Genomic DNA, 12,826 nt, shown 5'->3' on the forward strand with positions numbered 1-12,826 from the left:
CCATCTCCTGCTCCTCAAACGCTCCCGGGTTCTCCGCATCCGGCCCCGGGTGGCGCGCCTTCCGGGTCGCGATCGCCAGTGGATCCGTTCGACGGCCGGCCGCTCGTCTATATCGGTCTACAGACCTATAATAGAAGTCGTCAGACCTAGATGCAAGCAGAGTTTATCCAGGTAAAACCCCCAACATACCCCTGTTCTTTGCCGAATCTTAATTGTAAGATATGAAAATTAAGAAAGTCATATAGGTTTTTAGACCTATATGAAGATGAGTCAAGTCAGGGGCTTCGATGAATACCTGAAGCCGTGCGCAGCGTTTGGCGAGCAGCACGGGACGAACCAACTGGGGCTGGCCGTCGAAACGTCAGCGGCTCGCTGTCTGGATGAACGCCTCGATCGTTTGCACGAAGCGCTCGATGAAACCCGTCGGCTCGTGGCAGCGGGCGAACCGCTTGATGTTGAGCTGAACGACAGAGGGCCCAGGATCTCGCCACTGGATGACGCAACGCTGACAGAAGCGAATGTGCTCAGGCCGCGGGCCTACGACCTGATGCCGCGCGTGAAGATCACGGATCTGCTGCTCGAGGCCGATCAGTGGACCGACTTCACGCGCCACTTCACGCACCTGAAGAGCGAGGCGAAAGCGCCCGAGCGGACGCTGCTGCTGACCGCCATCCTCGCCGATGCCTTCAACCTTGGCCTCGAGAAAATGGCCGATACCTGTGCGGGCACGAGCGCCGCAAAACTTGCATGGCTGGTCGCCTGGTATATCCGCGACGAGACCCACCGGAAAGGATTGGCAGAGCGGGGCAAATCTGCATAGCCTGCCCTTCGCAGCCTACTGGGGCGAGGGCACCACCTCGCAGCGCCGCCCCGCACGACAACGAGCTTTCTGTCGTTCATATTGGTCCGCACATCACGGCGGACCACGTCATTGCGATGGAACCAGATGACATTACGCGGCGTCACGGAAACGCCGGGATCGTCGGGTCCGTTCCCTGGATGTCGGCCTCGGCGTGACGCAGCTTGATCACTTCCTCGATTTCTTCGACGCGATCTTTTGCGACGTCGACCATCATCAGCAGTTCGCCTTTTTCTATAGCCTGTTCAAAGCGCTTGAGCCGCGTATTCGGTACATCGACACCAATCATCGTCGCCGTCCATGCACCAAAGCCGGCGCCACAGAGCGTGATCGCCACGACCGCGCCGCCTGCAATCGTCAGGCCGGCCGGCGGGAACGCCAGTGCGACAAGTCCGGCCAGCGTCCCCGTGAGGCCGCCCATCGCCGCCCCTCTCGCGAGGGCGGGCAACAGATCGCTGCGTTGCGCCAGGGTTGCTTCTGGCAAATCCTCGAGCGGCACATTGTGATTGGCGATCACGTGGATATGTCGCCACTCGACCCGCGATAACAGAAGTTCGTTGATGATCATCTGTGCACTATGCACATTCGGTAATAGCAAATAGATACGTCTCATGTCCTTCTCCCGAACGGTGGCTCACCAGTCCCGAAGCATCGGGAGGGTGTCTTGTCCATACCGGAACTCGAGTGAGGTTATTCCCGAAGGACTGGCGTGCTGGCAACCGACCGGGAATAGATCGCGCGTACTTGCGCCCAGCATTCCGAGGTGGCAAGCGTATTCTGCGAGCGTGTTGCACGGAACGCTGTACGTACTGCTGTTCCTGGTGCCGCTTGCCGGCTACGTGCACCGACTGGCGGGCGCACATCCAGTAAGTTTTTTTGGTTTGGTGGATATGCCGGTCTTCATCGGTCGGGACGAACCTTTGCGTTTGCCGACTGACACGCTGCACCGCGGGTTAGTGCCGACGCTTGCGCTCTTGATGATTGCGCATATCGCCGCCGCGTTGAAACACAAGTTCATCGACCGCGACGGCGTTGCTGGACGCATGGGAATTTGATCTACAGAAACTTCGCGGGAGGCGCCCTCTCCCGGCATCCTTCGAGATTTTCGTCAACGTAGGCTTGCTGGGCGACGCGGTCGCCAATGCATCATTTTTTTCCTGCACCCCTGGTAACTTTGGGAATAAACGGCGCCCGCTCCCTGTATACCGTAGTGTGAGCACGCTTGATGAAGACTGCGGCGTTCCATCCCCTCACATTGAAGCGAACAGAGAAAAGGGGAACGCGGTGTCCAACGTTCTGGATCACTGGGTTCCGGTCGGTTGCGATGCATGTGGTCCGACGGAACCCGGTTGAGTTTTCCGCGCGCTTCATGATGCAGAACCAGCAACTTCCTGTCATTTATATTGGAGTCCAAAGTGAATAAGCGAACCATTATATTCTCCCTGATCTTTGCCGCCGCAGCGGGCGTTGCGATCAACGCGCAGGCTCAAGAAAAGACCCGGGCGCAGGTACGGCAGGAGTTGATTGAAGCGGAACGAAACGGTCTGAATTTCGTGAGTGATACGTCGTACCCAGACGTTGCGCCGATCTTTGAACAGCAGGTCGCGCGGCTCAAGCAGCAAAACAGCGACAGTGGGATGGGTGTTGCAACGTCAGGCACAAGCGATGCCGGCCGCATCAAACGGGGGACGCCTCCTTCAGATCCGTCAGCCTGCGTTGGACCTGTCAGCTTCTGCACTATTTATTCCGGCTCTTGAGCCACACGTCAACGTGCTTCACTAGTTCCCCGGCAAACCGGGGTCTTTGTTGGAAGGAGTCACAATCATGAAAAAGCTCACCCTACTGGCACTGACGCTCAGTGCGGTCGTCATCTCCACATCGACTTTTGCGCAGTCAGCGTCCGTCCCGCTCACCAGAGCGCAGGTACGCGCCGACCTCATCAGGCTCGAACAGGCCGGATACAATCCGTCGGCCAGCGATGACGCGACCTATCCTGCCGATATCCAGGCTGCGGAGGCGAACGTAGCCGGCCAGGACGCTGAACAGCAAGCCGCCACACCCCAGCAGCAAAAAAGCGACAGCGGCATGGGCGCCGAAATGAAAGGCACGAGCGATTCCGGCCACAAAAAACAAGATATGCATCCCTCGAATCCGTCGACCTGCGTCGGCCCTGTCAGCTTCTGCGATATTTTCTTCGGCTCTTGAGCCACACGCCACCGTGCTACGCCAGAAGTGGTTTCATAAACGCCCCGTGCTAACTTCTCGTGTGCCGTGTTAGTTTGCCTGGCACGGCACGACGAGAAAAACTTGCAGAAGAGCAAGGGTACGAAGCTCATGGTTTTTTTCAGATGCTCATGGTCTTTCACTCTTACTTCTTGAACGCCATCAGCCGATCCCAAACCAAGCCGCGACTACAAACCGAGATCCGCTTTCATTGTGCTCATGTGATCCACTACGCGTCGCGCATAGCCCCTGGCGCCGCCGCTATAGCGATATAACGCGTTCTCGAGATTTCCATCCGCCGCTTTTATGTAGTTCTGAAGAATTTCTGACCCGATTTGGACATTCGTGCGCGCGTCAGTCAGATCGGACGTGCGAAGGACGCGGTCTCTGTGCTGAGATGGAAGCACTTGCATGAGTCCCGTGGCGCCAACCACACTTATCGCGAATCGGTCGAAACTGGATTCGACTGCGATCACTGCAAGTAATAAGAACGGCGAGATTGTGTGGCGCCTGGCTGCGTTCAGCACCGCGTGACCGATTTCCAATGCCTCGGGCAACCCAATATGAAAGCGGGCGCTCACAACAGTTGCGATTTCCTCTGTTGTGGGCGTGCCCTCTCGGGGCGCGTCGAAAGTGTGGGTGGGCGTTTGCCAAACCTGCGAATCAGCGCCATAACACAGTCCCGCTAGCGACCCGAAGACCACAATTGCCGCGAAGACAATACCGCGGAAGCGGTGCGCAATAGCGCGTGGCCAATCAATGAATTCTTCGCTCAGGTCCGCAAACATGGTCTATGTTCCTGAAAATTACTACCGCGCACCATGAGCATTCCCCAGGTAGGCACGGGGCTGCATTGACGGACACTTTCGTCGCTGACACACTCAAATGACGGCCGTCCAGCCGTTTGGCAGGCACAGGCATCATTCAATAGAATTTCGTCACCGGACGCGGTGTAGCTGGCGGAAAAACATTCCACGTACCGTCGATGTGCCTGAAGAACAAGAAGGAAACCCGTCGCTCCTGTCGCGACACCTCGACGCGCACGAAGCGCGTGCCGCCGATTGCCATTCGACTGAAGTCGCTCACTCGGGCAGGTGCGGCCGGCGTTGGCCTAAGCCATTTCTCCACCACAGAACGAAGCGATTGCTGCGCGAATCTCACACGCTCCGGTGCGGAATTCAATGTCATTGGGCTCATTTGGCTTGCCTCCATACCGACAGATAGTCCCCTTCCCCCTGGTACGCGAAATTTGCCGGGAACACTACGCCGAGTTCACGTACAGCAGGCCAAGGTTCGAAGATCGGACTTTCGCCAACAATCGACCCTGGTCTTTTTCGATTCATCGAATTTCGATGATGATCATTATGTTTTCCGCTTGTACAGTTTAGACTAGTTCAAAACTTACCCTACGTAAAGTATTGCGGGATTGGGACTATCCCTATGTGGCGGCGCCCTGCGAACACGAGAATCATCAGAGCTTTATCGTGAGCTGTGGGGACCGCACGGCCACGGCGAGCCAATCAAGCGGCAAAAAATGGGGACCTGAACAGGGGCGTTTAACCTCGACTGCGGCATGCAAGTAACGCCTTGATTCCTGGCACAGCATGCACGCTTCGTCTCTGCTCCCTACCCGCCCTGAGCCCACCACGCCGGTTGCCGCAATAACGTGCGAATTATCCAGGCTATGCTCGTCACTAAGCTGGGCGTAGAAGTCGCGGATCAGGTCGGCGTGCCTTGCGGAATATTGAAGTGCCGAAGTCAGTGCGCGACGCCGAAAAATGCTTCCGCACCTTCGGCCGGCGTGAGTCCCACTCTGAAATAGCCCTCAAGCCGTTCAGCCATCCCGTCGTTCAGGGTGAACGGCGGGTGGAGGAAACCGACCGAAACGGCATGGTCGTACCATGCCAACATCCATGCACGCAGACCTGCTTCGTCCGGCGAAAATTCATTCGACAGATCTTCAGCCATGCGCTGCCTCCTTCGCCATTGCCTCGCCGTTCTGCGACAACACGGCGGCGCTCATCGAAGGACGAGCGTCTCCGGGCGGAAACACATGCCAGATCCCATCGCTGTGACGAAAGAAAAACAGCGCGAGCGAACCACCCGGCCGTTGCACTTCGAGGCACACACGACGAGTCCGGCCAGATCGTGAGCGGTGTATCGACAGCACGCGGACCGACTGGCGGCATTCCGTACCAAGCAGCTTTCCAACCAGCCCACGCAACGATTTTTCAGCCACGATGTCCGCACTCCATGATGCAAGTGAAGTCATCGTAAGGTGCCTGAAGCGGAGGTTCCGTCGGGAGCGCCGGATAGTTCATTAAGGAAAGGCTGATTCGCATGTCAGGATTCCCCTAATCCAACCGCTGCGCTGATCAATTCAGCTTCCGTTATTCGGCGGCGAGGCGGCATCCGATCGCATAGTGGGTCAGTTCAGACTACCGTTGAGCCGAATCAACAGGGAAAACACAAGCAGCGCATAAGGATTTCCTGACACGAAGTTCAGCATCGACCGGCCTATCTTTCTTGATGTCCTGACAGCGCCGCGATAACTGTCCACATAGGATGAAGACACATCAATCGTCCTGTTCCCGAGTGTGGCCATGGTTCCGTATTTGTCTGAGCGAGAAAACGCGGTTGAGCATATCAACGCGAAGTGCATCCACCTGTTCGATCTGTGGTGCGAAAGCAGAAGCGTCGTGCCGCTGACGTATCTGTTAAAAGGCTGGCCACTGACGAACAGCGATCCCGAGGCCATCCGGCGCCTCGGCAACGCGCTACGCGATCTCCGACGACACCATCTGCATGACACCAACGCCGCGTCATTTCAGGAACTCTGCGAGTTATCGGATTGCGTCGAAGACCTGCTTGTTCTGTCGGCCATGACAACGTGGGCGATGAACAGCGGGTAGCGCGAACGGGGATATCGAACCCGCGTAACGCAACTGGTATGGGGGGAAACTGCGTGCAGTTCAATGAAATCAGTGACGAAGAGTGGCTTCTGCTGGCGCCCGTTCTGTCGGATGACGCCATCGTTCATGGGCAGCGCGGCCGGCCTCGCGCGCAAGTTCGTCTGGTGGCGAATGCCGTGCTGTGGGTACTGGTGACCGGCGAACCCTGGTCGAGATTACCGAACATCTATCCGTCGGTGCCGACGTGCCGGTCACGGCTCGAAAAATGGCGTACGAACGGCGCCCTTGCGGGAATGCACAGGCTTCTTTCGAGCCGCGGTCGCACCTTCCGTTGCGGTCCGGATGGACTGCTGGAATCGCAGCATATCCAGCCGCGCTCCATCGACCGTCAATCCAGGGACGAGGGCCTTCGCAAGGTGTTCTGGACAAGTCAGGCGTCCTGGCAAACACCGCACGGCGCACGCCGGCCACCCCATGCCGTGGATACGTTCACTCAAGTCGCACAGCAGCTCCAGGATTCTTCGCATGTAGTCCCTGATCGCGTCGAATCCCGCACCCCGATGAACGCCCCTCAATCCATACGCCGGCCTGCCTCGCCATGGATGGGCCTCGCCTCGCAAGGCAAGCGCGAATCCGACCCGCGTGGCTACGTCATATACGTTGCGGCCGATCGGGTGGCGAACGCCCGGTTCCGTGGATGGGCCGAGATCGTGAGGGACGCGCAGCGGGTCGCCCGTTCCGGGCTTATCGGTCCGAGCTTCACGAGCTTCGAGGCTGCGCAGCAGTACGCGTTCGAATGGGCCCGGCGGTGGATCGATGAGGAAAGCGACGTCGCAAGAGATGATGTCAACGCCGTGAAGTGCGATTCGTGGCAACGGAAAGTCCGGTCCGGGTGAGCAACGCATCGGCGCCGTGCCCGTGAGAGTTGCGCAGGCGCAATGGAGCAACAGTCCGCGGCGGCGTCAGCTCATCCAGTAGTCGTGCGGAATTCTGCGGTCCGCTTCTGAGAGGTAGGGATTGTCCAGCCGGAAGGTCTTCCGGAACGCGGGTTTTGTGCGCGCCAAGGCATCCTGAATGTAGGGATGGGAGTTGAACAGTTTCAAATAAGTGCCATCGCGATACGCCTGCACGAGTCCCTTCTCAATCGTCTTCGCCAAGGCTTCGTGGCCCGTCGCGACATAGAAAATAAAATCGGACCGATACTTCAGCATCAAACGATTCTCGACCACCAGATCAGGCTCACGGTGCTGGCGACCCTCGAGTTCGGCGAACGCTTCGACAACACCTCGTGGAAAATAGTCGACGCGCCCGCTCTGGACCATCTGGAACATCGTTTCGTAAGTCGAAGTCTGAACATCCAGACCCGTTGCTTTCAGGATATCGACGTCGATCCACCCTAGCCCCTGGCCACACGTGAATGCCTTCAGATCAGAGAAGCGCTCGACCTTGTCGAAATCCCGTTGCCGGTCTTTTCTTATGACGAACACGCGGTAGCCAATCAGCCCGCGATGGATTGGAAGCCGGACCACGTTCAGTCCGCGTTCGGCCGTCGCTTCCATGCTCGTCCAGTGCAGATTGATCGTATTGTGGCCGTTCGCAAGCTCGGCTAGCGCACGGCCACGTTCCATGACGATTTCGGCCTGCCGCGCCGTGTAGGCGGCATTCGCCGTTCTCATCGCCAGATCCAGGACAGCGAGCGCAAATGCGGCATGCACATCGCCGCCAGGACGAATACGCGGATAGACGATATCGAAGGGTTCTGCCGACACGGCGCGCGCGCCGACTGTGACGCCTGCAGCACCCAGCGCAGCCAGTACAAAGCGCCTGCGATGCATAAATGGTGATTTCCTGACACGGAATGATACGTCCGGATCGACGCATGTTCGCACAGGCTCCCACCTGAACGGCCTCCCATCGTGCCATGCCCGATGCATGCTGGCAAACCGTGTTTTCCCGCTGGTGCGGGAGATTCCTATCGCCGTCTCTTTTGTTGCTTTTTTCAATCCTGGTCGGCGCTATGTGCGCAGCGAGCAATGCATTCTTTACCTCAGTGATTCACGCCAGTCACCAGTTGCAGCGGCGTTTCAATGACCCGCGACAATTCACTCTGCTTCCTATGTTCAGTGACCGCCTTCAACGCCACGTCGACGCCGAACACAGCTTGCCGATCGGCAAACTGGTTCATCGTCGCGAGCACGCGGCCGTCGGCGAGCAGCGGTTTGAGCGCGTCGCTGCCGTTATACCCGGTGACATAGACACCGCCGGTTCTCCCCGCATCGCGAACGGCATCCACCGCCCCCATCGCCATATTGTCGTTGCCGCACATCAAAGCACGGATCTGAGGATAGTCACCCAGCATCTTCGATGCAGCGTCCCGTCCTTTCCCGTAGTCCCAGTCGCCTGCTTGTATCGCGACGATCTTCATGCCGGCCGCGTTCATTGCGTCCTTGCTGCCGGCCGTGCGTTGCTGCGCATTGCGGTCGGCGGAAATGCCCTCGATGATCCCGACCTGATCGCCCGCCTTGAGCTGCCCCGCAAGATAATCACCCACCTGCCTTGCGCCGTTGCGATTGTTCGGACCGACGAACGGCACGGAGATGTGGGCGGCATCCTGCGACGCATCATCGAGCGGGTTATCGATCGTGACCATGATGATGCCGGCCTTGATCCCCCGCGCCACGATCGCTGTCAGCGCCTTCGAGTCAGTCGGCGCGATGACGATCGCGTTCATCTTCGCTTTAATCAATTCGTCGACCATCCGGATCTGCACGGCAGTGTCGTGCTCCGTTGCCGTGCCGCGAATGGTCAAGCCGAACTGCGGCGCGAAGTGCTTCTGATAATTCTGCGCAGCGTTCGCCATAGCTACCGTGAACGGATCAGTCACCGACTTCAACACGAGGGCGAGCTTCAGTTTGCCGCCCTGCATGGCATCGACACGAGCCGTACCTGTCAGGCCTGCCGCAGCAAGCGTGCCGGCAACCAGCACGCGGCGGCGCATCCTCTGCGTCATTGATTTTCTCTCCTTGGACCACACAGACGAAGGATCAAACCGCCGCCAACGCTGCCGCGTCCCGATCGTCTGCGCCCGTTAGCTGCCGCAAAACGGCAGCGATTTCGTCGAACAGCGGCCGGCTGCCGATCTCCTCGCTCAGGCAATTCTCTCTCAACGCTACCAGCCGCGCCGCAATATCCGCTTCCGTGTCGACCCAGTCGCATCGGTCGATCAACTCCTCGAGCAGACAACCATACGCCCTGACTTCCAGCCGCTGCAGCGCGGAGCGGAAGTCTCGATCATCAGTCGCATAGAACGACGCCGCGCCAAAATCGCCCAACAATGCGCGGCCCTGCCCACAGTGCAGAATATTGTGTGCGTACAGATCACCATGCATCACACCTTGCCGATGCAGATGACACGCTGCCGACGCCATGCCGTATGCAATGCGTAACACCGAGGCCAACTCGAAGCGCGTGTCGGCATCGTAGACGTCGCGCGTGCATGACTCGAGGCTCGGCGGTCCGGCAAGGTTCGTGAATTGCGGGTCGATCAATTCCATCACCAGGCCATGCGCGCCCGCCGGATGGTCCTTCACCTTGCCCACCACCGGAATCAGATTCGGATGATCGCCGGCACCAATGCAGGCCGTCATCTCGCAGTCCGGCAATCCATCGCTAGTCACGGCGCCCTTGAACAACTTGACGGCCACAGGCCTCTTCGCATGTTCATGACGAGCAAGAAGCGCGGCACGATAAATGACACCGGAGGCGCCCTCGCCTAACCGCTGTTCGAGTCTCAACTCATCCCATCGAATATCGGCAATCGGCGTATCGGTAAGCGCCGCCGTCTCCAGCGCTTCGCTGAACGGATTGCCGGCGAACGCCAGCCAGGAAAGCCGTGGCAAACGCAACAGCCACGCAGGCAGCCCGCTGAGTTGATTCGCCGCGAGACGCAGCAGTTCGAGCCGCGAGCAGGCGGCCAATTCCTCGGGCAGTGTGCGCAACCGGTTACCGGCAAGCATCAACTTCTGAAGTTGCGTGCAGGCGCCGATTTCCGCAGGCAGTGCCTCGACCTCGTTGTCGGTGAGAACCAGCCAGCGCAGCAGCGGCGGCAGCGATTGACCCGACACCTTGCGAATGCGGTTCGCCTTGAAGCCGACCATGCTCAGTTGCGAACACTGCCCGAGGACTTCCGGCAATTCGGTGAAGGGGTTGTCAGACGCAAAAATGATGCGCAGCTTGCGCAGCCGTGACAAATCATCGGGCAGCCTCGAGAGTGCATTGCCCGATAGATCGAGAATTTCCAGCGTATCGGCCAGATCGAAAATCTCGCGTGGAAATTCGCTCAGCCCGCACGCCAGTTTGAGTCGGCGAGTACCCGCCAGTTGTCCGGCTCGCAGTTGTTCGAGGGTGGTTGTCACAGTCGTAGAGAAGAGTTCCGGTTGCCAGTGAGCGATGCGCCGAGGGTATCAATTCTACTGAGTCGCGGGCCGCGCGCGGAATTGGATAGCAAGATCCGGCGTGACCTCTGCGAGGGCGAGGGTTAAGCTGTCAGGTATCGGAGCCATGGCAGAGCGCGTTCGCAGCCTCGCATGAAGCCATCTCAGTCTCCAGCCAGTCAGGAACCCAGCAAAGTGACATACGCATACAAGTTAATGAATTCGCCCGTCGGCGAGCTGAAACTCGTGGCAAACGGCAATCGGCTCGCCGCCATTCTGTGGGAAAACGACAAGCCGAACCGGGTGCACCTGCCGGAAATGATCGAGGCGGATGAGCGCCCGATCCTGATTGAAACCGAGCGGCAATTGAACGAATATTTCGCAGGGACGAGAGACCGGTTCGACCTCGAACTCGACTTCCAGGGAACGGACTTTCAGAAGAAAGTTTGGGCGGCGCTCCTGACGATCCCGTTCGGCGAGACGCGCAGCTATTCGGACATCGCTACGCAAATCGGGAACATCAACGCGGTGCGAGCCGTGGGCGCGGCGAACGGCAGAAATCCGATCTCCATCGTGGCGCCGTGTCATCGCGTGATCGGCGCGTCCGGCGATCTGACCGGCTTTGCCGGCGGACTGGCGAACAAGATGTTTCTTCTGTCGCTCGAAGCCGGGCAGACTTCGCTGGAAGCGGCTGCGGATTCGAATGCCGCTGCGACTGCCACAGCGGCTGCTGCTTCAAGCGCGACTCCGGGAACGGTCGTCCGGGAAGCGCCGGTGAAACCAGCACGCCCGGCGCCGAGCCGTGGGACGCAGCACTCGTTGTTCGGCAACTGAGCGGATTAGATGGAACGGTCGTGACATCACGAGGCGGCGTTCAACGCCGCCTGATGCGCCACATCACCTAATGCAACCAAGCCTCGCTCGCCTATGCGCTCATCGGTCATATCATTTCAACAATACTTGAAATGTGAAAACGATCAGCGTATCGTTCGGCCATGGACTCGAACCTTGTTGTACGCGCCCTTGGCGCGCTCGCTCATGAATCGCGGCTGGCGATCTTCCGTTTGCTGGTCGTCGCTGGGCCGGATGGCATGGCCGCCGGTGAAATCGCGCAGCAGCTCGGACTTTCCCCATCAAGCCTCTCCTTCCACCTCAAAGACCTGTCACATGCCGGGTTGGTGACACCCCGGCAGGACGGGCGCTTCATCATCTATTCGGCGAATTTCGACGCAATGACGGGCCTCATCGGCTTCCTGACCGAAAACTGCTGCGCCGGCGCACCATGCGCCGCGAGCGACCTCCCCGGCTGCTGCGAAAAATGAGCACCACCAGCACAGTGGCGCGCGGCGCACGGCCGGCGATTGGATTCTTCGAGCGTTACCTGACCGTCTGGGTGACGTTGTGCATCGTATGCGGCATCCTGGTCGGGCAACTTCTTCCGCAACTCTTTCAGGCGATCGGCCGCATGGAAGTTGCGCAGGTCAATCTTCCAGTTGGCGTGCTGATATGGGCGATGATCATTCCGATGCTGGTCAAGATCGATTTTGCCGCGATGACGCAGGTGAAAAGCCAGTGGCGTGGCATCGGCGTGACCTTGTTCGTAAACTGGTTCGTCAAACCGTTTTCGATGGCGTTGCTCGGCTGGATTTTCATTCGGCATGTGTTCGCACCATGGCTTCCTGCGAATCAACTCGACAGCTATATCGCCGGTCTCATTCTGCTTGCCGCCGCGCCCTGCACGGCGATGGTGTTCGTCTGGTCGCAACTCTGCAAGGGCGACCCGTATTTCACGCTATCGCAAGTGGCGCTCAACGACGCCATCATGATCGTGGCATTCGCGCCGCTCGTTGCCCTCCTGCTAGGTTTGTCGGCGATTTCGGTGCCATGGGACACGCTGATCGTTTCGGTCGGCTTGTACATCGTCATCCCCGTCATCCTCGCCCAATTTCTACGCCGCCATCTGCTCGCCAAGGGCGACGCGTATTTCCAGCAGGCGGTCGCGCATCTCGCGCCCTATTCGATCAGCGCGTTACTGGCAACCCTCGTATTGCTGTTCGCCTTCCAGGGGCAGGCAATAGTCAAGGAACCACTGGTCATCGCGATGCTCGCGGTGCCGATTCTGATTCAGGTGTTCTTTAATTCCGGCCTCGCCTATCTGCTCAATCGCCGGCTTGGCGTCGCGCATTGTGTTGCAGGTCCGTCGAGTCTGATCGGCGCAAGCAATTTCTTCGAGCTTGCGGTGGCCACGGCGATCAGCCTGTTTGGATTTCATTCGGGCGCGGCGCTTGCCACGGTGGTCGGCGTGCTGATCGAAGTGCCGGTGATGCTGCTGGTGGTCGGCGTCGTCAATCGTTCGCAGCACTGGTACGAGGCAAAACACAGCGTTAAAGGACAATGAG

Annotated in this window: 17 protein-coding genes; 9 read left to right on the forward strand and 8 right to left on the reverse strand. The window is 58.8% G+C overall.

The annotated features are described in order from the left end of the window. Nucleotides 1-397 precede the first annotated feature (397 nt). Nucleotides 398-820, forward strand: coding sequence for a Tn3 family transposase (locus tag M0D67_RS14625; RefSeq protein WP_266238975.1), 423 nt, complete (start codon nucleotides 398-400; stop codon nucleotides 818-820). A 142-nt stretch (nucleotides 821-962) separates the two neighbouring features. Here the strand turns inward: M0D67_RS14625 and M0D67_RS14630 are convergent, their stop codons facing one another. Next, nucleotides 963-1,472, reverse strand: a complete 510-nt coding sequence (locus M0D67_RS14630) for a DUF1269 domain-containing protein (protein ID WP_266238976.1) — start codon at nucleotides 1,470-1,472, stop codon at nucleotides 963-965. On the opposite strand from M0D67_RS14630, the gene M0D67_RS14635 reads away from it, so the two are divergent. The 3 genes from M0D67_RS14635 to M0D67_RS14645 all read left to right on the forward strand — a co-directional run bounded on the left by M0D67_RS14635 (nucleotide 1,471) and on the right by M0D67_RS14645 (nucleotide 3,064). After that, the gene (locus tag M0D67_RS14635; RefSeq protein ID WP_266238977.1) at nucleotides 1,471-1,914 is read left to right on the forward strand and encodes a cytochrome b; all 444 of its coding nucleotides are present in this window, start codon (nucleotides 1,471-1,473) and stop codon (nucleotides 1,912-1,914) included. The two genes, M0D67_RS14630 and M0D67_RS14635, sit on opposite strands and share 2 nt — an antisense overlap. 360 nt (nucleotides 1,915-2,274) lie before the next feature. Next, nucleotides 2,275-2,616, forward strand: a complete 342-nt coding sequence (locus tag M0D67_RS14640; protein WP_266238978.1) for a DUF4148 domain-containing protein — start codon at nucleotides 2,275-2,277, stop codon at nucleotides 2,614-2,616. Between the two features lie 67 nt (nucleotides 2,617-2,683). After that, nucleotides 2,684-3,064 (forward strand): DUF4148 domain-containing protein, encoded by a 381-nt coding sequence (locus M0D67_RS14645; RefSeq protein ID WP_266238979.1) that lies wholly within the window; start codon nucleotides 2,684-2,686, stop codon nucleotides 3,062-3,064. 206 nt (nucleotides 3,065-3,270) lie between these two features. Here M0D67_RS14645 and M0D67_RS14650 read toward each other — a convergent pair whose 3' ends face one another. From M0D67_RS14650 to M0D67_RS14665, 4 genes are all read right to left on the reverse strand, one after another. Continuing rightward, the gene (locus M0D67_RS14650) at nucleotides 3,271-3,870 is read right to left on the reverse strand and encodes a lytic transglycosylase domain-containing protein (protein ID WP_266238980.1); all 600 of its coding nucleotides are present in this window, start codon (nucleotides 3,868-3,870) and stop codon (nucleotides 3,271-3,273) included. Between the two features lie 136 nt (nucleotides 3,871-4,006). Continuing rightward, the gene (locus M0D67_RS14655) at nucleotides 4,007-4,243 is read right to left on the reverse strand and encodes a hypothetical protein (RefSeq protein WP_266239136.1); all 237 of its coding nucleotides are present in this window, start codon (nucleotides 4,241-4,243) and stop codon (nucleotides 4,007-4,009) included. Between the two features lie 597 nt (nucleotides 4,244-4,840). Continuing rightward, nucleotides 4,841-5,050, reverse strand: coding sequence for a hypothetical protein (locus M0D67_RS14660; protein WP_154559172.1), 210 nt, complete (start codon nucleotides 5,048-5,050; stop codon nucleotides 4,841-4,843). After that, nucleotides 5,043-5,354, reverse strand: a complete 312-nt coding sequence (locus M0D67_RS14665; RefSeq protein ID WP_266238981.1) for a hypothetical protein — start codon at nucleotides 5,352-5,354, stop codon at nucleotides 5,043-5,045. Before M0D67_RS14665 ends, M0D67_RS14660 begins: the two co-directional genes overlap by 8 nt. A 331-nt stretch (nucleotides 5,355-5,685) precedes the next feature. On the opposite strand from M0D67_RS14665, the gene M0D67_RS14670 reads away from it, so the two are divergent. Both M0D67_RS14670 and M0D67_RS14675 read left to right on the forward strand, forming a co-directional pair. Continuing rightward, nucleotides 5,686-5,994 carry a hypothetical protein gene (locus tag M0D67_RS14670; RefSeq protein ID WP_154559174.1) on the forward strand — a complete coding sequence of 103 codons (309 nt, stop codon included), beginning with the start codon at nucleotides 5,686-5,688 and terminating at the stop codon, nucleotides 5,992-5,994. Between the two features lie 53 nt (nucleotides 5,995-6,047). Further along, complete coding sequence (locus tag M0D67_RS14675) at nucleotides 6,048-6,890, forward strand: transposase (RefSeq protein WP_266238982.1); 843 nt, start codon at nucleotides 6,048-6,050, stop codon at nucleotides 6,888-6,890. 66 nt (nucleotides 6,891-6,956) lie between these two features. Here M0D67_RS14675 and M0D67_RS14680 read toward each other — a convergent pair whose 3' ends face one another. The 3 genes from M0D67_RS14680 to M0D67_RS14690 form a co-directional block, all read right to left on the reverse strand. Continuing rightward, the gene (locus tag M0D67_RS14680; RefSeq protein WP_266239137.1) at nucleotides 6,957-7,829 is read right to left on the reverse strand and encodes an ABC transporter substrate-binding protein; all 873 of its coding nucleotides are present in this window, start codon (nucleotides 7,827-7,829) and stop codon (nucleotides 6,957-6,959) included. 212 nt (nucleotides 7,830-8,041) lie between these two features. Beyond that, nucleotides 8,042-9,004 carry a substrate-binding domain-containing protein gene (locus M0D67_RS14685; protein WP_266238983.1) on the reverse strand — a complete coding sequence of 321 codons (963 nt, stop codon included), beginning with the start codon at nucleotides 9,002-9,004 and terminating at the stop codon, nucleotides 8,042-8,044. A 34-nt stretch (nucleotides 9,005-9,038) separates the two neighbouring features. Beyond that, nucleotides 9,039-10,409 carry a leucine-rich repeat-containing protein kinase family protein gene (locus tag M0D67_RS14690; RefSeq protein WP_266238984.1) on the reverse strand — a complete coding sequence of 457 codons (1,371 nt, stop codon included), beginning with the start codon at nucleotides 10,407-10,409 and terminating at the stop codon, nucleotides 9,039-9,041. A gap of 213 nt (nucleotides 10,410-10,622) precedes the next feature. Here M0D67_RS14690 and M0D67_RS14695 point away from each other — a divergent pair, with 213 nt between their 5' ends. From M0D67_RS14695 to arsB, 3 genes are all read left to right on the forward strand, one after another. After that, nucleotides 10,623-11,261 (forward strand): methylated-DNA--[protein]-cysteine S-methyltransferase, encoded by a 639-nt coding sequence (locus M0D67_RS14695; RefSeq protein ID WP_266238985.1) that lies wholly within the window; start codon nucleotides 10,623-10,625, stop codon nucleotides 11,259-11,261. A gap of 161 nt (nucleotides 11,262-11,422) precedes the next feature. Beyond that, nucleotides 11,423-11,749: a helix-turn-helix transcriptional regulator gene (locus M0D67_RS14700; RefSeq protein ID WP_168435605.1), complete on the forward strand. Its 327-nt coding sequence runs from the start codon at nucleotides 11,423-11,425 to the stop codon at nucleotides 11,747-11,749. Next, the gene (arsB, locus tag M0D67_RS14705; RefSeq protein ID WP_266238986.1) at nucleotides 11,746-12,825 is read left to right on the forward strand and encodes an ACR3 family arsenite efflux transporter; all 1,080 of its coding nucleotides are present in this window, start codon (nucleotides 11,746-11,748) and stop codon (nucleotides 12,823-12,825) included. The genes M0D67_RS14700 and arsB overlap by 4 nt, the downstream gene beginning before the upstream one ends. Nucleotide 12,826: the final 1 nt, after the last annotated feature.

Origin of the sequence: Paraburkholderia sp. SECH4, from assembly GCF_030511745.1 — a bacterium.
Lineage (GTDB): Bacteria > Pseudomonadota > Gammaproteobacteria > Burkholderiales > Burkholderiaceae > Paraburkholderia > Paraburkholderia madseniana.

What these genes read in the sequence shown, in the direction of transcription:
- M0D67_RS14700 (WP_168435605.1), top strand. Translation starts at nt 11,423, where the DNA reads ATGGACTCGAACCTTGTTGTACGCGCCCTTGGCGCGCTCGCTCATGAA.
- M0D67_RS14635 (WP_266238977.1), top strand. Translation starts at nt 1,471, where the DNA reads ATGTCCTTCTCCCGAACGGTGGCTCACCAGTCCCGAAGCATCGGGAGG.
- M0D67_RS14680 (WP_266239137.1), bottom strand. Translation starts at nt 7,829, where the DNA reads ATGCATCGCAGGCGCTTTGTACTGGCTGCGCTGGGTGCTGCAGGCGTC.
- M0D67_RS14670 (WP_154559174.1), top strand. Translation starts at nt 5,686, where the DNA reads ATGGTTCCGTATTTGTCTGAGCGAGAAAACGCGGTTGAGCATATCAAC.
- M0D67_RS14660 (WP_154559172.1), bottom strand. Translation starts at nt 5,050, where the DNA reads ATGGCTGAAGATCTGTCGAATGAATTTTCGCCGGACGAAGCAGGTCTG.
- M0D67_RS14645 (WP_266238979.1), top strand. Translation starts at nt 2,684, where the DNA reads ATGAAAAAGCTCACCCTACTGGCACTGACGCTCAGTGCGGTCGTCATC.
- M0D67_RS14685 (WP_266238983.1), bottom strand. Translation starts at nt 9,004, where the DNA reads ATGACGCAGAGGATGCGCCGCCGCGTGCTGGTTGCCGGCACGCTTGCT.
- arsB (WP_266238986.1), top strand. Translation starts at nt 11,746, where the DNA reads ATGAGCACCACCAGCACAGTGGCGCGCGGCGCACGGCCGGCGATTGGA.
- M0D67_RS14665 (WP_266238981.1), bottom strand. Translation starts at nt 5,354, where the DNA reads ATGACTTCACTTGCATCATGGAGTGCGGACATCGTGGCTGAAAAATCG.
- M0D67_RS14650 (WP_266238980.1), bottom strand. Translation starts at nt 3,870, where the DNA reads ATGTTTGCGGACCTGAGCGAAGAATTCATTGATTGGCCACGCGCTATT.
- M0D67_RS14630 (WP_266238976.1), bottom strand. Translation starts at nt 1,472, where the DNA reads ATGAGACGTATCTATTTGCTATTACCGAATGTGCATAGTGCACAGATG.